We start from the raw sequence: 22,557 nt of genomic DNA on the forward strand, positions 1-22,557 counted from the left end.
AACCTAAAATAATGCAGTTTACAAGATAAAAGACATATGTTTGCTTATTTGCTTTTTAAGCAGGATGGTGACTCATCAAAACGCTATGTACCTATGTAGTTACCTATCCGTGACTAATACTTACGGATCACTGTTTGGTATTAATTTCCCCCACCATACTGCTGATTTATCGGTTCATTTAGGAATGATTTACTGATACTTAGCTTTGGTTAGGTCACTGGCATCCAACTGTACTTCAACCACACGAAGTGCCATCGTCTTCCAGTCTAGCTCCAGTTCATCGGCGAACACTACATGGTGACTGATACTGACGTACCCATGTACGATTGCCCAAATATCCAACGCTATTTGCCGACGTTGCGTCACGCTAGCATCTTCTAATAAATAAGAGCCTGCCACCCGAACCAACTTTGAAAATGCACTATCTCTGGCTGCAATGGCCTCGATTGAGGGCTGATATCCTGCGTCAGATTCCCCAAAAATCAGCCGATAATGCGCTTCATATTTCTCGCCTACATTGAGATACCCTAGGCACGCCTCTAGCACTTGCTCTTTGTTTGCTCTACCCTCTGGAATGACATCCATGGCTTCACGGACTAGGTTAAATCCTTCTATGTACAGCGCATCTAGTATGCCTTGCTTACCTTGGAAGTGACTGTATATACCGATGGTGGACAGTCCTGCCCGCTTGGATATAGCGCGTACACTCAAGGCGTCCCCACCCCCTTCCAAGAAAAGCTCAGATGCGGCGTTTAGTATTTTGGTTCTGGCATCCATTAGATTCTCACTATATCTTGACAATTATAACAGTGTTATTCTAGTATATAACACTGTTATGCACAAACAATTATGAATTGATTGTGTTGATAGAAACTCAACTTAGAGTAAGGACACTATGAGTATTCAACAGCTAGAAACGGATTATTTAATCATTGGTAGTGGCGCGGTGGGCATGGCTTTTGCCGATGTGCTGCTCACAGAAACAGATGCTAATATTATTATCGTCGATAAACATCATAAGCCAGGTGGTCATTGGAACGATGCCTATTCGTTTGTCACCTTACATCAGCCGTCGTCTTTTTATGGCGTTAGCTCACGTGAGCTTTGTGGCGGTATGATTGATAAAATTGGTTTAAATAAAGGCTTGTCCGAGCTGGCATCAAGCGCAGAAGTTATGGCGTACTTTGATAAAGTCATGAAGCATACGTTTTTACCAAGTGGCCGCGTGAAATACTTCCCGATGTGTAAGTACCAAGGCGACGGCAAGTTTTCATCATTGCTGTCTGATACCAGCTATGAGGTTAAGGTCAATAAAAAAATCATTGATGGCACTTATTTTAAAACCTCAGTACCAGCGACCCATACCCCAAACTTCGAGATTGCTAAAGGTGTCAAGTTTGGCCCGTTAAATGACTTGCCAAGTCTAACCAAACCCCGTGATGGTTACGTTATTATCGGCGGCGGAAAGACAGGTATTGATGCGGTTTTATGGCTACTAGAGAATCAAATTGATCCAGACAATATCACGTGGATTATGCCAAGAGATGCTTGGCTGATCGATCGTAAAAACACCCAACCCTCTCGTGATTTTTTCACCCATACTATTGGAGCGCAGGCTACTCAAGCAGAAGCGATTGCTGAGGCAGAAAACATCGAAGACCTGTTTAATCGTTTAGAAAAAGGCGGGGTATTAATGCGCATTGATCCAAATGTACGCCCGCAAATGTTCCATGGTGCCACCATTAGTAGTGAAGAGCTTAAGCAATTACGCCGTGTTAAAAATATTGTGCGTAAAGGTCGCGTAACTCGCTTAGATACTGACAAGATTTATTTTGGTGAGGACAGCATTTCTACCACCCCTAACACCATGCATATCGACTGCTCTGCACGGGCAGTACCAGTGACAGAGACGTACGATGTGTTCAAAGGTGATACCGTGGTGGTACAAACCGTACGTACCTATCAGCCTGTATTTAGTGCCGCATTTATCGCCCACATCGAGGCCAATTACGATGACGAAACTGTCAAAAACGAGTTATGCCAAGTGGTACCAATCCCAAATCACGATACAGACTTTTTGGTTGGGCTTGTTAAACAAATGCAGAATCAAATGCGTTGGTCGAAAGAGCCTGCGCTACGTGAATGGATGATTAACAATCGCTTAGACGGCTTCACCAAATTGGTACGTGCCAGCGAAGACACCCCGCCTGAAGAGTTAGCCATCCTTAAGCGTTTAAAAGAAGCAGGACCAAAAGCCGCTGCAAACATGCCCAAACTCATGGGTGAAGTCATGCAAATTACGGCAGCACGTCAAGCCAAAACTGCTAATGCTTAACCTGATGACCATAAAGTAAAATAAAAAAGGAAATAAAAAAGGAAATAACCATGCAAGAATTTCAGACCAATAAAGCAAACCTAACTCAAGCTCGCCTACAAGAGACGCCTATACACACTCTTGGCAATGGTGAAGTACGTGTCAAAGTTGATCGCTTTGCTTTTACTGCGAATAATATTACTTATGCAGTCATGGGTGACCAATTACGCTATTGGCAGTTTTTTCCGCCAAATGGTGACGAGCCTGAGAAATGGGGTATTATTCCAGTATGGGGCTTTGGCGATGTGATCGAATCAAATAGTGATGCACTACCTGTCGGTGAGCGCTTATTCGGTTACTTCCCGCCCGCCAATGAATTAATCGTAACACCCAAGCGAGTCACGCAGAGCAGCCTGCTGGATGGTAGTGCCCATCGTGCCGAGCTGCCGCCTGGCTACAATATGTATCAGCGCGTCAATTATGAACCTGGTTATGACCGTGCCAATGACAATCAGCGCATGCTACTGTTCGTATTGCACTTAACCTCATTCTGCTTACATGATCTATTGAAGAGTAATGACTGGTTTGGCGCAGAGCAAGTGGTGATTATCAGTGCCTCTAGCAAGACCAGTACTGGCTTAGCATACGGCTTAGTTGATGATAAAGACGCACCGCACGTTATCAGTCTCACCTCAAACCGTAATATAGATTTTGTTCAGTCAATTGACGCTTATGACAGTGTGCTTAGCTATGACACACTAGAGCAGATTGATGCAACTAAGCCGACGGTTATTGTCGATATGTCGGCCAACACTGATGTTCTGAGTCGTCTACATAGACACTTAGGCGATAACATGCGCTACACCAGCAATGTCGGTCTTACGCACTGGGACGAGCCACGTCATACCGAAGGTATCATTCAAGAACGTAGCCAACAGTTTTTTGCGCCCAGTCATGTACAGCAACGTATGAAAGAATGGGGCCCTGAAGAATTTAATAAACGCTCTATGCACTACATCATGAATAGCACCGCAAAAACTAGTGCGTGGTTAAAGATTCAAGAGCTTGATGGAGTCAATAGCTTACTAGAGGTTTATAAAGATATCTGCGAAGGTAAGATAGCTGCTGATGAAGGTTTGGTAGTCGTCATGGGTGACAATGAAAAAGACTAGGCCATAAAAGTCTGGCTATAAAATTTATCGACTATTTGTCATTAGCAAAATGAAAATTAAAAAGCAGAGAGCCTAGTCAACAAGCTCTCTGCTTTTTTTGTGCGTTATATACTGACTACAGGCATGCGCCCTACTCATAATCTTTAAGCTTAAAAACTTTTGAACTTAAAAACCATGGTTTAAATTTCGGTTTAGCGTACCCACCCTTCGTCTTTCAGATAATCATGCAACCCTTCAGCGAACTGTCTGTAGCCCCTGCAGCATTGGCATGAATTTTATCAGACTTTAGAGCCTCATCTGACAGTACAGTTGACCAGCCATCAGAATACAGAGGTATGCCTTCAGCTTCCGCAATATCTTCATACAGTGGATTATCACTGGCCTTACCAAACAAAGCACTAGTACTGAGATGCGGCTCAGCGATTAGGACAACATCAATATTTTTGGATTGTAAGGTGTCTATAGTTGCGATGATATTAGCCCGTGTCGTATCAGGCGCAATGCGCTGCAATACATCATTACCACCCACACCCAGTAAAACCAAATCTGGGTTTTGCTCAGTGATCTCATTCACTCGAGTAAGCACATCTGCAGAAGTGTCACCATTGACCCCTGCATTAACGACGTTCCATTTACTTAGCTCTGCTAGCGCCGTAGGATACGCTGTTTTAGGATTTGCGCCATAACCATAGGTCAATGAGTCGCCAAGTGCGACCACTGTGCTACCAGCGGGCAAGGCCGTCTGTGTCGGTTCGCTACCACAGCCAGTCACACTGATAGTCGCTGACAACCCTATACCTGCCAGCATTAAGAACCTACCACGTAGCTTCATCTCTTCTCTCCTCCTGTTTTTATTGAGTTAAACTTATTGGAATTAGGTTCAAGTTTTTAAAAATCTATTATTTAACTCTTGTTGTATATTGCTCAGTAACCGTTGTATAGTTCATACAGGAGATAGACTACCTGTTGGGCGCAGTACCAGTGCTACTCTACTTAGCATAGACAGTGTATTCATCATAAAGTATAACTTTACCAAGGATACGTGAGGTACTTATGAATAAAAAATCATCTCAATCCCAGAGTCAATCACAAAATAAGTCAGCAGACAGTAACTCAACAGACACTCCCCCATCACGCGCACCAAGTTTTGATGAACTCCAAACGAGTAAAGGTCAGTATCGTCCCGTTGCAAAAGCCGTTGGTCATTGGCTTGATAACATCAACATGGATGCCCTCAATTATTTAAACGAACAAGCAGAAAATATCTTTTATCGTAAAGGGGTCACCTTTACCGTCTATAGCGATGCCAAAAACATCGAGCGTATGATTCCGTTTGATATCATTCCACGCATTATTGCCGCGAGCGAATGGAAACAAATAGAAGCAGGCTGTAAACAACGTATCACCGCTCTCAATGCTTTTTTGCATGATATCTACCATGACCAAGCCATCATGAAGGCAGATATCGTCCCTGCCAGCTACGTCTATGCCAGTGGCTGCTATGAGCCATGGATGATGGGCATTGAGCTGGACAAACCTATCTATTCGCACATCAGCGGTATTGATTTGATTCGAGACGAGACAGGTAAATTTTGTGTGTTAGAGGATAACTTGCGTACCCCATCGGGCGTCTCATATATGCTTGAAAGCCGCAATATATCAGAGACACTATTAGCTGATATATTTACTGAAACGCCTATTATGGGCATCAGTGATTATCCCAACCGTCTCAAAGCCTGTCTTGCCAGCTCAACATCCAAGTATGATCCACAAGTCGTCATTTTAACGCCAGGTCGCTTTAATAGTGCCTATTATGAGCATGCTTTCTTAGCGCATGAGATGAATGTGCCACTCGTCCATGGTTATGATTTGGTCGTTGAGGACAGTAAAGTCTATATGCAAGGCATTCGTGGCAAGGTACAAGTCGATGTGATCTACCGCCGCATTGACGATCCATATATTGACCCGTTAGCCTTTAAATCTGACTCCATATTGGGTGTATCAGGACTAATGAGTGCTTATCGCGCTGGTAACGTGGTGATTGTCAACGCCCCAGGTACGGGCGTGGCCGATGATAAGAGTCTCTATCCTTTTGTACCGGATATGATTAAATTCTATTTAAATGAAGAGCCTATCCTACCTAATATTGAGACATACCAGTGCCGTAAGCCTGACGATCTGGAATATGTGCTCGATAATCTAGACAAGCTAGTGGTAAAAGAAACGCAGGGCTCAGGTGGCTACGGGATGCTTATTGGTCCAACATCAACCAAAAAAGAAATCGAAGAATATCGCCTGCGTCTGCTTGAAAACCCAGCCGGCTTTATTGCTCAACCGACTATCTCATTATCTACTAATCCTACTGCCGTAAGCGATGGTATCGCACCGCGTCATATTGACTTGCGTCCCTTTATCCTCAGTCATGGTGATGGCACAGTAGATATTGTACCCGGTGGTCTGACACGAGTGGCCATGGTTGAAGGGTCTTTGGTCGTCAATTCATCACAAGGCGGCGGTATCAAAGATACTTGGATTATTGATGACAGTGATTTAGACAGCCAGCAAACCGACAAGTGCTCGCCTTTATCATCAGTAGGTGTCAATTCTTCAGGGCACGCGAACTACTATGATCGCGTCCAGCCCTTAGAAACAGGTTACGAGAGTTTAGATGATGCGCCCATGATACTGCTACTCTCTACCGCCAGTCACTTAATATGGCTAGGCCGATATAGTGAGCGTCTGTATTACTACGACGATGTTATCAAACAACTTATCAAAGGCGATCTCAAAAAATCACAGATCAGACATCTAATTAGTCACTTAGGGTTTGCCGTTGATGGTGAAGTGTCACTGACCACCATGAAAGCACAAATGATGGCTGATTTGGAACAAAACATCATACCCAATATCGTGCAATCGATTGAGGATAATGTCCAAGAGGCCAAAGGTGTCATTGGTAAAGATACCGCTGAGTTATATAACTTGATTAAGCGTTTATCAAGTGCTGGCACGTATCGAGCAGCGACTTTGCAGCTACACGCGTGTAACGCTGCGATGAAACAAGAAAATCCGACAGTGACTTGTTTTTGGCAATTAGGGCGTCACTTTGAGCAGCTTGAGCGCGCCGTCTTGTTGGGAGAGGATTCAACAGAGATCAGTTTTGAATTCAGACACTGGATTAATGAATTGCCGGAGAATACGCGCTGGCGTGAGCTTATTCGCTTGACCAACCAGATGATCAGGTCAAAGAAATTTAGTGATTTTGCGCTGATTAGCAAAGAGTTCAATCTCATATTGCGTCAAGGTGTATAGAAGGTGTCTAGCCAAAAACCAATAACAATGGCTCATGAGACATATGGAATAAACAGAAAATAGAAAGATGCTATAAGGAAAATGCCATGAAACTTCAAATCAGTCACCAAACCAACTATTATTACGATGAGCTGGCGCAGCGCAGTGTACAGTATATACGCATGACCCCCATGCAAATGCCACACCAAACCATTCATAAATGGGATGTCATGCTCCCTAAAGTGGCGACCAATCAAAAGGACGGCTTTGGTAATGCATGGCTCACGCTCAGTCGTAACGAGGCACATAACAACTTACAAATGCAGGCGTCAGGTATCGTTGAGATCAATACCGAAACCGAACGACTAGAAGATATGGATCATGTCCCCTACCTGCTATTTACCGTACAAACCCCATTGACCAAATGCTCACAAGAGATGCGAGAATTTGCAGCGCCATATCTAAAAACCCCTACTCATGACAGCTTAAAAGCAATGGCGAATGCCCTTATTATGAAAATGCCTTTTGTTAAAGACGTCACGCATGTGGGTACGACCGCTGCTGAAGCGTTTGCGACAAGTGCCGGTGTGTGCCAAGACCATACGCATGTATTTTTAGGTATCTTGCGCGATCAACAGATTCCAGCGCGTTATGTATCCGGTTATCTGTATGACGATACCGAAAATCACATGGCCAGTCACGCATGGGCTGAGGTTTGGCTGGATGGTTGCTGGTATACTTTTGATATCTCAAATCAAGCATTTACCCCAAGCTCACATGTGTATGTGGCGATTGGGCGAGACTATCTAGATACGGCGCCTGTCCGCGGCGTGCGTATGGGCGGCGGTTACGAAAATCTTTACAGTTTGGTATTAGTCAAAAAGCTATCATAGCGTTTGCTATTTTCTATTACTTTTTTCATCAAGGGTATCTTATGACCTATTGTGCTGCCATTCGTCTAAAAGACGGTATGGTCTTTGCCAGTGACACACGCACTAATGCCGGTGTTGATCACATATCAACATTCAGAAAGTTGTATCAATACGGCGTTGAGGGCGAGCGCTTTATGGTGTTACAGACAGCTGGTAGCTTAGCGACATCGCAAGCAGTGTTCAATAAACTACAAAGCGACATTGACCAGCGTGCTGAGAGCAACCTCAATACGGTAGCGACGTTGTTTGATGCTGCGCAAATGGTTGGCGAATGTATGCGTGAAAAGATGAACCATGCAAAAGCAGTCGCTAACTCTAGTCGCGATGGCGCCTTTACCAGCTCGTTTATGCTTGGCGGTCAAATCAAAGGACAGCCACCTGAGCTATACCTAATCTATCCTGAAGGCAATTGCATCAAAGCCACAGAAGATACGCCCTTTTTTCAATTAGGTGAAAGCAAATATGGCAAACCTATTTTGGATCGTTCTGTCAGCTATAACACGGATGTAAGACACGCAGCCCGCGCATTAATGCTATCATTTGATTCCACGATTCACTCAAATCTATCAGTCGGTATGCCGATAGATTTTGTACTTTATGACAATGACAGCCTAGCTCTGCCCAATGGCCGACGTATTGATGAGCGTGATGAGTACTTTAATACGATTCGTCATCAGTGGTCAGATGCGTTACGTCGGACTTTGGTTGAATTGCCTAAATGTCCTGATGGTTATTGGGGATAAATAGTTCCGTATAAAATCATATTTTCTGCACTAAAAAGCCTTTTGTGATAGACAAAGGGCTTTTTTATTGTCAACTAATAATCAGGCAATAAAAAACCGGAATAGCGCTGAATAAACAGCCCTAATCCGGTTTTGCTTTAACGACCTTGAATGTCATCATAGCGATGTCACACTCAATTGTTGTGTAATCTACCTCATAACCTGGTACATGGAAGACTCACTGGACTGCACCTAGATAACGGCCCTAGTGCATTAGCTCAATCACGATTGCGTGATTGCGCCAGCGAGCTAATGACACTAGGGCCGTTATCTAGGTATTAGCAGGACTGAAACAGTCTTCCTTGGGTAAAATGTAATGGCTTGACTCGTGGACGACGCAACGTCGCCCCTCACCGTAAACGGTGAAACGCTAAATCTCACAACTCGTTAAGTTTGCCTCATAACAGTTATTATTGTCAATATATAATTGCAAATAAAATCATGCGCGACGCTATATGTCGCAGCCCATATACTTCCTTACAAAAGTCCTTGATATTTTCTGTGAAACGCGCTTTTATGGTGCTACAAAATTACGCGCACTGACAAAATAAAAATTAAGGCAAATTTCTATGAGTCTGTCATTTTCACAAATTCAGCAAGCTTGGCAAGCCCAAGATCCAAGTTTGGTCGATAAATTATGTACATTGGCAACTCAAGCTGATGCGATCCCCGAGACGCCCACCCCTGAGCATGAGCTTACTTTTGATCGGTTTTTAGATAAGATATTTAGTCGTCAGTTTCGGGAGCAACACCCCGAAGTACAGTTTGCAGAGCGCGTGGCAATGATTGCCAAACTGGAAGCAGACGAAGGCGTTTACCCCCTCCCAGATCGCTACAAAATCCACATAATACTGACCGCACTGTGGGAAGATGGCAGTGCGTATTCTAGAACTATTCTAAAACAAGCCATTACGGCTTTGCCAGTCAGCTATGGTGTGTGGAAGGGTTTAAAGCGTATTTACAAGCAAGCAGAATTTTCTCAAGATTATGAGATATTTGGGCAAATAGCCGCCAAGATTGATTTACAGCGTTTCAATCAAACCGCCAACTCTGCGGTCAGCCTAGCTACCAAAACCTATATGAGCCTTAGAGCATGGCGTTATTTGCGCCAGCTAGGACAGCAAATGCCAATTGGCTACATTGATGTCGCCGTTTCTGTACTCGCCAGCTATGACGAAACTATGACGGCTGGCAGCCTTGAACAAACGAACAGCTGGGTGCTCAATCACATTTGCTTCCATAACAGCCTTGATTATGGGGTCAATCGATTCAGCAGCCGCTCACCTCGCAAGCTCTTTGACGCTAAAGGTCGCGCGTTCTCTGAGGCGTGGCAACGAGACCCAGAACCACTTATCCAGCTATTGGCTATCGCCAAAAACGAGGCTATCAGACAGTTCGCAACCGATAGCCTAAAACTCGACTTTAAGACCCAATTACGTGATGTGAGTGGTGAGACGCTACAATATTTATCTGCCGGACAAGCGCACAGCAAAGCGCGTGATGAGATGATAGTTTGGCTATTGGAAAACTCACCGCATTTTGAAAAGTCTAAATTTCAAACATTGGGCTTGCATCAAGTGGTACTGCAGCTACTCCATTCACACTATCCTACCGCCTATCAATATGCGATTAGCTATGCCAAAAGCTACGCTCAAGACTTATCGCTCACTGAACTGATGCTACTGGCAATGTCAGATTATGAGCCTGTTAGAGCATTTGCTATCAACAACATCTTAAGTCGTGATCCTGTTGCTGATATCGGTGTCAACGGTTGGGGTCAGCTATTAGACACAGAGCATCACTATCAAACCGCGAGCAAACAACTTAGCAAACACTTTACGAGGCGCGATTTAACCCCTGAGTGGTTTTTTGAACGACTGACTAGCGGTAGAACACACAGCGTAAAGTTTGCGATAAAAAAACTGCCTGAGCTTTATAGTGCCAAAGAGCTAGGGACTGAATACTTTATTAGCGTTGCCCAGCAGCTTGACATACCAGAGCAACAGGACTTCTCTGCTCATAATGGTAGTTACTACAATGCTAGTGATTGCAATGATAGCGACTGCATGGACTTTACGTTGGACCAGCTCAGACGTTTGGATTTGAGCCAAGTAAATGCGGCAGTATGGCAAACACTGCTATTACACCCACTATCACAATCGACTATTACCGATTGGTTTGATGAGGATATACTGTCAGCCGCGACGCTTGATATGAGCTATTGGCATGCACTTGCCTATGAGCCTGACTGGCAAGTGAGTGAATATATTGAACAGTTAAAATCTGCTGATACTCCTACTAAAAACTGGCAAAAGCATTTGGCCTTTGATGAAAATTTAGCAGAAACCGTGCGAAATTGGCTGTCTGATGTGCGTCGGTTTGCGCCGATAGATCTAGGTTTCGACTGGCTTATGAATCTTGCGCATAGCGATCAGGCACTCTATCGTGAATTTGCGATTGAGCGCATCAACAAAGGGTTCTTGCCTGCCGACTTTATCGCTTATCTCGACAGCAATGAAGGCGACTCTACTGATAACGCTTCCAGTACTGGCACTGACAATAAAGACTCAAATAGCGATGCTGCTACTAAAGTAGATTTAACCGGCCAACGCTATTTATTCACGGGCAAGATGCAAAGCATGACTCGTGGCGAGGCCGAAAAAGTTGTGAAAGCAGCTAATGGTGCCATCAGTGGCGCTGTCAACGGCAAGTTAGATTACTTGGTCATCGGTGATGATGGTTCACCGTTATATGGCAATGGCCGTAAAGGTAGCAAGCAAGTGAAAGCCGAAAGCTTAATCGCCGATGGTGCTGCCCTAAAAATTATTTCCGAAACCGCTTTTTTACAGATGCTGAGCGGTCAATCGAGAGAGGTATCTGAAGACGATACTTTTTCAGGTGCCAACGCACTGTGGCATATGGCAACAGATGATGCTACTGCACCTATCAGTGAGCTTGCGATCAGCTACCTCAGTCATCATCATGAACAGATCTGCATGGCACTGACAGACAGACCAGTCGATCCCGATGCGATTATCCCTTCTTCGTTCTTTAATGCGGAGCGTGTCATTCCTTTGTTGCAACACCGTAACAGCCAGCTGCGAGAATTTGGCTTGTTACTGAGTGAGTATGAGATGGCGACGTGGCAACCAACGCCAGCCCTATGGCTGATGATGGCAGAATCTCCCTATACTGAGGTCACGCAACTGCTGAAGCGTGCGCTATTGGATAAGCCCTCTGTTGCCAATCGACGTTATCACGTTCAGTCAGCACAATTGAATGCTGGCATGCTGAATGCGTTGATTGAAAGCAAAGCGCGAGTCGCTCGCCAAATCGGTATCACCTTGCTGCAGCATCATGCCAATTTCCAAGATGTGCAGTCTTTATATCGATTGACCCAAAGCACAGACCGTGAAGTACGTTATGCCGCCGTGACCATGCTATGGAAACACTATAAGGCGCGTCACGTCTCCCCAAACTGGAAACCAACCAGTAGCGATAGTAAAGATAAAGATGCTGCTCAAGATAAAGACAACAGCGCTCAATCAGTCATAACAGAGAAGTCAGATAAACATTTGGCAAGCTTGCCTGCAGAAGTTGATCAATTATTGATGCTGCTACGCCGTGGTCTTTTTGAGCTACCACCTGGCCGTCTAGGCGGTTCGCAAGAGCCAAGTACTAGTGACAGCAGTAAGCATAAGCAACAACGCTACTCAGATAAAACCTCAGCATCATCACAGTCATATGAGGCAGCTGAGTCAGATAGTAATATCACACTAAAACCCATATCTGCGAGTCGTGCCAAACTGGCGTTGATTGAGACCTTTCGTGATGTGGCGTTGGCTGATAGCACCTTTGCGGCGCTCATTATGCCCACACTGTTCACCTTTACGCACTCAGCAGGCAAGATGGAGCGTCATGCGTGTTTGGTTGCCGTCACACGGTTATTGCATCGCTATCCTGAGCTATCTAAAAATCTGCAGCCCGTGGCATCGGCTTAACGGCTTTGGCAAACAGATATAGATAAATAGCTACTAGCAAGCTTTTATATTCAAAAAAAGATACTCAAAAAAATATGACGTCACCTCAACTGAGATAACACAATGAAAACAATAACACTCCCCTATTGGGGTCAAATTATGGGCTTAGTCAGTAAGGCCAACAGTACCCAAGCGGCAACTCAAAAGACAACCAAGCAAGATGGGCGCAGTCTTTTTATTACTCGTCAGCAGCAAGCATCTGCTACGGTCTTATACGTCCTTGATCAACAAGGTGAACAATTTAGCTTATCGACAACTGCGCTGCCTTGTGCGATGCAAGCCATCACCAAAATAGATGACAGCACTATTATTATGATTGGTGATGATGGTCATCTTTATCAAACGGATTGGCAAGCCAAGAAAGTTAAGAAGACCAGTGCCAAATCCTTGCTCGATGTACCTAAAAATAACAACAATGCTATAGGCCATGCTGTAGCAATGGCACCACTACAATATGCGTTGGCTATTCTATACCCAAAACATATCGTAGTATGGCCTTATCAGGAAAGCCAAGCCAGCAGTACTGTCATCATTGAACCTTATTCGTCTTCTATAGCAGCATCAAGTAAGGAGCCTGCATTAACCGCGCTAACAACGTCAAGTGATGGCTCGTGGTTAGTCGTAGCAGATAAAGCGGGAGATGTTAGTAGCTATCAATGGGCATCAGATGGTGCTCAGCTTAATCTAAGTAGCCGCAAACAGCTCCATCAAGGTAAAGTGAACGCGCTTTGTTTTGAGCCGGTCGGTCAATACTTCTTCTCAGCAGGTGCAGATAAGTGCTTATACCGTACTCATGTCCAAGGCGACCTGCACCCTGTTGATAGAGCCAAGTCTAGCCAACACAGTGAAATGATCACGGCGCTTTGTGTGTCAGACACTCGGCTATTCACTGCCGCCGATGATAAAAGTGTTAAATCATGGGCATTTGATAAAGGTCAGCCAAACAGCTGTAAAGAGGATCTAACCAAGGCGCGACAGATCGTCTTATCTTCTTACGCTGAACAACCAACGCTCATCGTAGTCAGTGCTGATCAGAGCTTACGTTTTATACCTATTGACCACACTCAAAGTACATCACAGAATAGTACATCAAAAAATAGCAAGCTATTGCCAGTCACTTATATCATCAAAGACGGCTATCAGAGAATCGGCCAATTACTGACAGATACTTCAAATAATAATAATGTTTCGTTTAAAGAAGGCTTGGCGCTGCTACAGGCGCAAGCAGACAACCAAACGTTAGAGCTGGTTAAAAAATTACTTGCTGATAGCGACACGCTCACGGCCAATCAAGCATTGCAATTGGTACAGTGGGTTGCTACTACTAATCTTGATAAAACTGCACAGGTTTTAGAGCAGCAACTAAGCTCGGCGCACAGTGCAAAAGTACGTCTTGCTGCTTTTCATGCCTTGGCCGACCACGCAAGTACGTCGAAGCGCCCGCTGCATTATTTAGAAGAAGCCTTTAAAAACCGTTACTACGAAGAAGTGGTGGCTTCTGCGTTACAAGGTTACCTAAAGGTCGCAATGAAGGATGCCACCAGCCAGCGCCGCATCTTACCTATTTTAAGAGAGGCGTTGTCACACAGTTTTGCGAATATTCGCAAGCAAGCATTGGCCTCACTTGAGACGCTGTTGCCAGACAACAGTCCGCAAGCAGATTTGATGGCATTAGACTGCAATCAGCCAGACATTGTCCAATCAGGGTTAATTCGTCTGTATCAGCGCGGTATGCTAAACCATCTTGAAGTCTCGCGTCAGTTGATGCTGCTACAGAATCATCGTAATACAGAGATTAGGCAAACGGCATTTTATGTCTCATTACTGTCTCAACCCAAGTTGATAGAGGCTTTGAAACAGCAAGGCGACACGCAAACATTGCGTACCCTGTCTGATTTTGATGACTTTCGCTTACTACGTGGCACGCTACTAGATAACGCTAGTAGCACAGCGGCGAATGATAATAATGTTAAACAATCCGATGAGGCGATCCGTTTAACCTTATCTACACAAGATTTTATCTCGCAAGCAGATAATACCCAAGCATCTAAAAGTAAGGCTAAAACGGCAAAATCCAAGAAGCCTGCTACTGAATCCATAAATCTAGGCAATGACACGTTAGAGCCCTTATTACAAAGCTTAAGCAATAGTCACGAAGATATCAGTTTCCGAGCGGCTTATGCGCTGGCTTGCCTACAAGACAAACGTGCGTTTGGCACCCTGATTAGTCTGATGAGCCATGATGACAGCGCCATCATCCGTGCTGGTGTAGCCACTGCGCTTGGCCACTTAAATATAGAAGACGCCAAAGCAGTCCTACCGACATTACTAGACGATAAGGACGCTGGCGTGCGCCAAGTGGCTATGCAAGCCTATGGTAAGTTGGCAGATAATGCATTGTCTTGGGCGGCGACAGGTTTTGCTTCTAAACATCAAGACATTCATGAGCAGTCTTTATCACTGTTTTTAAAGCATGTTGCACCAGATAGCTCAAATAGTGGTGATAGCAGTGACAAAAGCGCTCAGATGTCGTCAGAGATGACAGACATACTGCTACAGGCATTGAACAACCCTTTTACCAGTATTCGGTTAGAAGTGGTTAAAGTTCTATTAAACCGCCAATTTAAGCAGTCATCTGACAGCGCCATCGTTGACATCATTGAGCTATTGCAGCAGAGCCTCTTTGAAGATGTGCATCAAGTGGCGATAGAAGAATGGCAACGACTGTTGCTGTCGATGAACTCGAAGCATAAAACAAATAAAGTTGAAGAAACTGATAGTCAAAAAACCAATCAAGCCGTCCTGACCCTGTTCTTTGCAGATACGTTTGCCGCTATCCGTAAGCAAGCCTTTGACATCGCACTTAAGCAAAGCAAGCATTTAGGGTTTGCTGACGTCATGCTGAACGCGCTTGCCAGCCCTTATGCGGACACTAAGCAACTGGCCCTTGCGACAGTGCAAGCCAGAGCGAATACGACTCAGCTGACACAGTTGATGCCAGCTCTCGTGGCTATGTTCGCTGATGACAGTATTGAGCTGCGTAAACAAGCCTTGACGGTTGCTTTGGCGCTAACAGACTTACAGCCTACTATTTTAGCGGATCACAATAGCCTAGATAATAGTAGCACCGATGATCAATCAAATCATCACGAAGCATTGATTACCGCAGCCTTAAACAGCCCTTATCCTGACATCCAACTGACAGTCGCTCAACTACTGGCCAGCCAATCACGCCTCTATGCTGACGAAGAACAGGCACAGCGGAGTGACGAACAAGCGTACGAAGTCTTTAAACACTATCTAGAACTGCCTATGCCCCCTCAAGGCAAGAAAAGTGACAGCTATACCCAGTGGCACAATCATGTAAGCCAAGCGCTGTCTGGCTTGTCTAAACTGGCATACCCATCAAAGCATGATGCACTAGGTTGGTATGCTAAATATCTACACCACCCTGATGCTGATTTTAAACTTCTTGCATCAAAGATTACGCAGATAGTCTCGCTTGAGGACATTGATCTACTGGTGAAATGGCAGAAAGATGAACACGCCATTATCAGTCAATCAGCCAGTTTATGTTTGGCTATTTTAGGTGACGCTCGCGGGCAGTACTTCCTTACTCATGATATGGGAGACGAAACAGACAATCTTAGTACGTTTGTTGCACCGATGACCCCTACGCATTGGCTACAAGCGCAGCACGGCTTAGGTATTACGCATGCACGGCAAGTACAGCCTTTGTTTGAGTCAGAGTCCTATGCCGTAGCAGCCAGACTACTATTGATATTTAATGATTTACAGAATGGCTTGCAAGATAGCCTGCAAGCTACTAAAACAGACACTACTAGTACTGGTCGACCCAACCGACTGATAGAAACATTAAGCTTTGCGGATAATGACACGGCAGTAGTCTATGCCAACATACTCGCTCGTTACCCGAATGACGTACAACGCCCTAGTAGTCAGCCAGCATTATTGTCAGCGTGGCAGTACCTAAGTGATTACTTGTCACGTCAATTAGGCAGTGTTTTATCTTCTCACTCTGAAGTCATCACGATGATGGATGCCATACCAAACACGGCAGATAAAGGTGGTGTTAAAGGACAGTCGCATAATACGGCCTCTATCCGAGCAAGTATTCTAACGACGGTAAGTACCGAAAACTTACAACAGCTCGCCAACCTCAATCGACATCAGCAGCCATTGGTACGCGCGCAAACCATTAGTGTCATTTGCCACTTATCTGAACTACTCGCCCATGACTACTATGACGATGAGGACGATGTTTTTGAGACATTGCAAAAATGGCAACGCAGTTTGCAGGCATTGTTAAGTGCTCACCCCGCTACAGCCGCTATTAATATGGCAGGCAATGCACAAACAGTAGATAGCTCTCCTACTGACAAACAAGACAGTCAGGAAGTACATTATCCTTACCAGTCTCTTGCCTTTGGCGCTTGGATTGGCGTCATACGCGCAGGCGATGATTATTATGCGAATAGCAGCACCACAGACCAAGCCATTCGAGGGCTAATGTGGCTTGCTACTCAATCATCGGCGTTTGATACTAATAACAATGAGGACTGGCGAGACAGTACCAGTCGTGTGTTGTTGCCACTACTGAACCACAGTAGTTTTGACACTCGTGAGCTGGCTTGGACATGCTTGTATAAGCTAGACATGCCTGCCAAAAAGCTGGCTGACTATGCCATGAGCACGCCCTACCGTGATATGGTCAAACGCGGCTTGGATCTATTGCTAGATACCTCAAATAACAATGCCGTAAAGCAGCAAAGCAAACCATCGGATACAGCTACTGTCAGTAGCGCTGATCAACAACTCATTGACCTATTAAAAACCAATAATCATACCTTAGCAGAAGAGACCTATCAGCTGCTAAAAGGCCGACTAGGCCATCTGCCTGCTAGCTTACTTGGGCTACAGACCTATTGTCAGTCGTTACTACCTCAGATCGTTGCTGAATGGAAACAAGTCATCGTAACACCCTTTGCAAACAGTCAATCGCCGTCAGTGCAGCGTCAAGACAAACTGACGTTTTTGCTGCACGCTGTGAAGAGTGATGATTGGAATGCAAAATATCAAGCACTGAGTCAACTGGTCGAGTTTTATGACGTACTCTTTGCGGACAGCACGCTATTTGATAGCTTATTTGATTTTGCTGAAGACGCTCAAGCGAGCAATGAAAAGTACCGTAGCTGGAATTTGCTTGTCGATGCACTCACGTCGTACCAATTCATCAATAAGAACACTTTAGAGGGTCGTTTAAAGAGTGGTTTAGAGAGTAGCTTTAATATTGCGACTGCTGAACAGGTCGCCAATGAGGCGCACTTACGATTACTAGCCTTACTCAATGATCCACATATCAACAAACCTAAGCAGTTTATTTATAGTGATATCGCTGACCTGCGTAACACAAATCTCGTGGCGCCATTGCTACAACGTTTAGAAAGTCTGTTTGAGCACACGCCGCAAAAAAATAAAGAAGAGCGTAAATATTTATTTGATACCTTAGTAAAAATCAGCGGTTACGATCAAAACATCGATGACTATCTAGATGAGCGTGAAGACACGCGTTGGTTACAACGTCAGCACCCTAGGGACTCGCAAATCTTGTTGTCACTGTTTACTACGCTTATGAATCATAGTGATTATGCGCTTGCCGCGCAGCTATTACCGTCACTGGCATGGGTACAATCGGACGACAATGATTTATCCTCGCGCATTGATACTGCTTTAGCGCTCGCCTACGAGCAGATGCCAGCTAACCATACCTTTAAATTGGTCGAGGCACTGGCATATCGAGCCAAAAGACGGCACGGCAGCATTGCTTCATTACAAAACGCTCTACGCAATAAAGACGCCGATGTGCAATTTGCCGCGGCTGAAGGATTGGCTAAGTGCGGTCATGCTGATGGGGTCAATATCTTGATGGCAACGATAGATTATAACCCTGATGCTGAATTCCGCAGCTGCAGTGTGCTGGCCATTGGTGAGTTGCTAGGCAGCAGTAACAACCAAAACCAAAATACTCACTCGCCTAATGCTAGCTCGCCTGCGGACAACGCTGATAAAAACTTACAAGTTCATACCTTATACAAAGCCTATGATAAGTTAATCAAACTGGCCGAGGACGACGAGCACTACTTACAAGACGTGGCCAGTGAAGCCTTAGGTCGCCTTGCACAAGGTGGTGACTTTGAGCATAGTCCGCATATTTTTGAGCTATTAAAATCGCACTTGTCAGACCCCGCAGTCCATTTCACCAATCCCGCCATTGTCCATTGGTTAAATGGATTACGCTGGCTGAATACAACGCCTGCTTGGGAACAAATCCGCAGCTATATACGCACTCATCTTGATAAAGCCATATTTTTCCGTCCGCAAAGGCATGCGGTATGGCTACTGCAGATGAATGATAACGATGCCAATAAAGCATTAATCTTAGATATTTTAAAGCAGAATAATTTAGACCGTACTGTGCTTATGGCGGCTTATACGGCGGCACAGAAAACTTGGGGCAGTCTCGCGTCGCAGGTTTACCCTTATGATTGGGCAGCCATTCAAAGCCATAATACTGACTTTATAGAAGAAACTGAGCATTTGAGTCTAAAGCGTATCATTGATAATAGCAGCATCGATGAGCTGACAGCATTTATCACCCAGCATGGCGCGCACTTACCAGCCGACACCTTGATGGCACTGCAAAATGCCATTATGGCCAAGCAAGACATGCCAACATCGCAGCTTACCGCGTTGATTAGCAGTAACAACACACTGACACAGCATATTGGACTGTGCTATCTGACCCAATATCCGACCAGCTATCTTGATAAAGAGATGGTTGCGATGTTGCAGCAGCGTTTTGACACTGCAAGCGAGCAATGGCACACGCTTATCGATACCATCAACCGCAGTCCGACGACCATCAATAATAGTCAGTGGATTAGCATGGTTGAGCAAGTAGGCACCACCATCTCGCAACTGGTGTGGTTAATCATGCGTCATGTTTCTATCACAACTGCTAAAGGTGCTGTCGATAAAGCGGCTACTAAGCAGATCGCGGCAATGCTTGATTGGCTCAATGATGCGCGTCAACCATTGACCATCACCTCTATTCCACTGCTCTCTACGACGGTTAGTGATTGGTGGCAGCAAGCGCTGTTAGCATTACTGGCCAGACCTGTCGCTGAAGATAAGATGCTATCAAGCATCGTGCCAACGTTGAGCACTGTATCAGCTACAGCTCAACCGCAGCTCGCTTATGACAACAAATCCTTGCTAGGAACTGTGATTGCTCGTATTGAACAAAGCGGTACATCTACCCAAAAATCCATAATAACTGTAGTAAAGAATGCGCTGAAACATAAGGGCTCGTCTACCGAGATACCAATCAATCAACAGCTGCTACAGTGGATCAGAGCCAAAGACGCTGATGCACTCTATCATTGTGCGAGTAATGACAACATGGAGCTGACGGTTCGTATCCGTGCCATCGAAGCGCTTGGACAGCTACATGATCCAAATATTGAACAGTGGCTGACGACGCTCATGGCACATGAAAATCCAGACATTCAGAAGCTTGCTTATAAAGTACTACGCCGCTGGCAACGTGCCATGATACGAGCACAGCAAAAGCGTCCGTTGTCATCTGGCAATATGGAGGCGCAACCTAGCTCGACCATCACAGCACAAAATAGTCAGGACAGCAGTCAAAAAAGCAATCAGGGTGAAGGAGACAGTCAATGACTATAGATAATCAATTAGACCGAGCATCAGAAACAGAGTCAGAAGTAGTAGCAAACACTGATGGCCTGATGATGCAGTTGGACTACGCCGCACCTAGCCAGATTAGTCAAGTTAACGAATCGTCAGACTCACTGTCGGAGGCGCAAACGACCGAACACACTCAGCATGTGGCTCTATTTGCTCAGTTGAATCGATCGGAGGTTAACTTCCACGGTAAGGTCAAGTCTCCCCTGGTTTTTCGTGACAGTTTGCTAGCCTTATTTGATGTGGTCAGTAGTGATTATCGCTATGTGCCAAAAGACCGCTCAGCGTATACGGTATTTATGCAGATGCGCCGTGCCAGCAGCAACAAAAACCTATTTACTGCGCAGCGTGATTATTTCACGTGGCTATTCGATAATGACCCACTGGCTTTTTGTATTTTGGACCCGATTATTCAGGTGCATGAGCAAGGTGTTAGCTTTGAGGTGTTTAGCCGTGATGAAGGCTGCTATGCCCAGCTGACATTGACCAATGAGATTTTTGAGCAAAATACTAAACCTACTCTTGGCACCACCAACATTGATTACAGTACGGCTTTGTTTAACGGTATTGAGAAAATACGCGATCATCAACAAACGATACTAGATATCGGTCATGAAGCGGTCGGCTTACAGTTACTCGAAGCCAAACCAGAAACAGCTGAAGCAGATACGGATAGTACAGTAACCAAGCCCACCGTAAAAAAACAGATCATAGAAAAGCGCATCAACGTGCCCAAAAGCTGGATCAGAGCGCTGCTACAAGTACAGTCTGCAGGTCAATTACCACAAGACACCATCCATCTCGATCCAATCGCACTGTATAACGTGCTATTTGAGCTGCGTATGCATGCTGATATCAAAGGCAAACGCCGTGGATTATTAATTGAGCTTAGACCCCAGCAGCTGCCAGTGATTATATTAGAGCCATTTGATATTACTGTCACAAGCCAAATCAGCCAACAGCAAAAACCCTATCAAGGTCAACAAGCAAAGCTGATTCGCTTATGGGGTCGCCGTCGTCTCAGCCTATTAAAACGTCTGTTGCCACATACTGATAGCGTTTCGGTGTCGCTACTGGGTCAAGGCATGCCAAGCTATTGGACACTAAAAGGCAAAGGCTTTCATTTTACCTTTGCTATGACAGGCTTTAGCCAAGCCAACTGGTCACAGTCATTGAACTTTGACTTGTTACTGCCAAAGCGCCCACTGCATAATACATTAGTTACCAATGAAAGCTTGTCAGACAGTGGTAAAGCAACCTTAGATGACAGCAATAATGATAGTAACGATGAGCATAATGGCTTGTCTGTATTAATTAAAACACTGGCAAATACCCCCAGCAATCTAGAAGACTTGGTAAAGTCGCTATCAGCAGATGCTTCATTAACGTCTGTGCCTGTTTCTCACTCACAAGTACAGCAATGGTTACTGTCAGGTACTCAGCAGGGCTTGATTCGCTATGATGTGGCGACGCAGCTGTATCATTACAGACCATTGACCCAAGCACCTCTTGATATGGCGCAGTTCGCGTATCACAATGAGGCAGAAAAACAGGCCTTTGATTTGATTAGCCGTACGGATGCCGTGCAGAGGTTCTCTGTCGAGACAGTCGCTGTCAAAGGTATTACCATCCGTGCAGATATTCATGTCGAAGAAGACAGACGTACTTATCACAGCCAGCTACAATTAGGCGATGAAGGGATAGTCACCAAGGCGGAATGTAGCTGTCCGCAGTACTTGCAGCACCGACTCACACAAGGCGTGTGCGCGCATCTTATTGCGCTACGACTTAGATATAATCAATACGACCCAAATAACACGGGCAATGACAGCTGGCATGACACTCGTGTCTTGAGTAAACGCGTACCGAGCAAGCGCTTACATCAGCCTAAGAATAAAAAAGAAAGCGTACAAGTAGCAGCCCATAGCTCGTTAATGACATTACCTGTTGCAACGACACTTGATTTGACGGCCTTAGCTCAACCAGTTGCCCAGTCACATGCAACTGCAACTGCAACTGCAACTGCAAGCGATAAGACACAAGCGTTAACCGCACAAGAGACCGCTATTGCTTATGTTTACATCACCATTGCCCATAAGAAGATTACCATTGAACAAACAATAGGTGACAAGGATACGCGCCAGCAGCTGGTGTTCAATCAGCCTGCCCAAGCCAAAGCCGCATTTTTACAACATATTGCCAGATTTGAAGCCAAAGGCTTTATCGAAAACTAAGGGA

At 45.1% G+C, this 22,557-nt stretch carries 10 protein-coding genes; 8 read left to right on the forward strand and 2 right to left on the reverse strand.

The window, feature by feature from the left end:
• Nucleotides 1-189: 189 nt before the first annotated feature.
• Complete coding sequence (locus tag AK824_RS07160) at nucleotides 190-777, reverse strand: TetR/AcrR family transcriptional regulator (protein WP_057760227.1); 588 nt, start codon at nucleotides 775-777, stop codon at nucleotides 190-192.
• Between the two features lie 118 nt (nucleotides 778-895).
• On the opposite strand from AK824_RS07160, the gene AK824_RS07165 reads away from it, so the two are divergent.
• Nucleotides 896-2,335 (forward strand): NAD(P)-binding protein, encoded by a 1,440-nt coding sequence (locus AK824_RS07165; RefSeq protein WP_057760229.1) that lies wholly within the window; start codon nucleotides 896-898, stop codon nucleotides 2,333-2,335.
• Between the two features lie 50 nt (nucleotides 2,336-2,385).
• Nucleotides 2,386-3,486 carry a DUF2855 family protein gene (locus AK824_RS07170; RefSeq protein ID WP_057760231.1) on the forward strand — a complete coding sequence of 367 codons (1,101 nt, stop codon included), beginning with the start codon at nucleotides 2,386-2,388 and terminating at the stop codon, nucleotides 3,484-3,486.
• Nucleotides 3,487-3,700: 214 nt separating this feature from the next.
• Here AK824_RS07170 and AK824_RS07175 read toward each other — a convergent pair whose 3' ends face one another.
• Entirely contained in the window at nucleotides 3,701-4,318 is a 618-nt protein-coding gene (locus AK824_RS07175; protein ID WP_227511130.1) for a GDSL-type esterase/lipase family protein, read from the reverse strand.
• A gap of 221 nt (nucleotides 4,319-4,539) precedes the next feature.
• On the opposite strand from AK824_RS07175, the gene AK824_RS13805 reads away from it, so the two are divergent.
• From AK824_RS13805 to AK824_RS07205, 6 genes are all read left to right on the forward strand, one after another.
• Complete coding sequence (locus AK824_RS13805; protein WP_057760232.1) at nucleotides 4,540-6,798, forward strand: circularly permuted type 2 ATP-grasp protein; 2,259 nt, start codon at nucleotides 4,540-4,542, stop codon at nucleotides 6,796-6,798.
• Between the two features lie 86 nt (nucleotides 6,799-6,884).
• Nucleotides 6,885-7,670, forward strand: coding sequence for a transglutaminase family protein (locus AK824_RS07185; RefSeq protein WP_057760234.1), 786 nt, complete (start codon nucleotides 6,885-6,887; stop codon nucleotides 7,668-7,670).
• Between the two features lie 41 nt (nucleotides 7,671-7,711).
• Nucleotides 7,712-8,452, forward strand: a complete 741-nt coding sequence (locus AK824_RS07190) for a proteasome-type protease (protein WP_057760236.1) — start codon at nucleotides 7,712-7,714, stop codon at nucleotides 8,450-8,452.
• Between the two features lie 608 nt (nucleotides 8,453-9,060).
• A complete protein-coding gene (locus AK824_RS07195) occupies nucleotides 9,061-12,492 on the forward strand; it encodes a BRCT domain-containing protein (protein WP_057760238.1) in 3,432 nt (1,143 codons plus the stop codon).
• 102 nt (nucleotides 12,493-12,594) lie between these two features.
• On the forward strand, nucleotides 12,595-20,295 hold the full coding sequence (locus AK824_RS07200) for a HEAT repeat domain-containing protein (RefSeq protein WP_082624599.1): 7,701 nt from the start codon (nucleotides 12,595-12,597) through the stop codon (nucleotides 20,293-20,295).
• Complete coding sequence (locus tag AK824_RS07205) at nucleotides 20,292-22,553, forward strand: hypothetical protein (protein WP_057760241.1); 2,262 nt, start codon at nucleotides 20,292-20,294, stop codon at nucleotides 22,551-22,553. The genes AK824_RS07200 and AK824_RS07205 overlap by 4 nt, the downstream gene beginning before the upstream one ends.
• The last annotated feature ends 4 nt before the right edge of the window (nucleotides 22,554-22,557 follow it).

The organism is Psychrobacter sp. P11G3, assembly GCF_001435845.1.
In the GTDB taxonomy this organism is placed as follows: Bacteria; Pseudomonadota; Gammaproteobacteria; order Pseudomonadales; family Moraxellaceae; genus Psychrobacter.

Bases quoted from the DNA above. Each gene is read 5' to 3' on its own strand.
- AK824_RS07195 (WP_057760238.1), top strand. From the start codon at position 9,061: ATGAGTCTGTCATTTTCACAAATTCAGCAAGCTTGGCAAGCCCAAGAT.
- AK824_RS07160 (WP_057760227.1), bottom strand. From the start codon at position 777: ATGGATGCCAGAACCAAAATACTAAACGCCGCATCTGAGCTTTTCTTG.
- AK824_RS07200 (WP_082624599.1), top strand. From the start codon at position 12,595: ATGAAAACAATAACACTCCCCTATTGGGGTCAAATTATGGGCTTAGTC.
- AK824_RS07175 (WP_227511130.1), bottom strand. From the start codon at position 4,318: ATGAAGCTACGTGGTAGGTTCTTAATGCTGGCAGGTATAGGGTTGTCA.
- AK824_RS07165 (WP_057760229.1), top strand. From the start codon at position 896: ATGAGTATTCAACAGCTAGAAACGGATTATTTAATCATTGGTAGTGGC.
- AK824_RS07170 (WP_057760231.1), top strand. From the start codon at position 2,386: ATGCAAGAATTTCAGACCAATAAAGCAAACCTAACTCAAGCTCGCCTA.
- AK824_RS07190 (WP_057760236.1), top strand. From the start codon at position 7,712: ATGACCTATTGTGCTGCCATTCGTCTAAAAGACGGTATGGTCTTTGCC.
- AK824_RS13805 (WP_057760232.1), top strand. From the start codon at position 4,540: ATGAATAAAAAATCATCTCAATCCCAGAGTCAATCACAAAATAAGTCA.
- AK824_RS07185 (WP_057760234.1), top strand. From the start codon at position 6,885: ATGAAACTTCAAATCAGTCACCAAACCAACTATTATTACGATGAGCTG.
- AK824_RS07205 (WP_057760241.1), top strand. From the start codon at position 20,292: ATGACTATAGATAATCAATTAGACCGAGCATCAGAAACAGAGTCAGAA.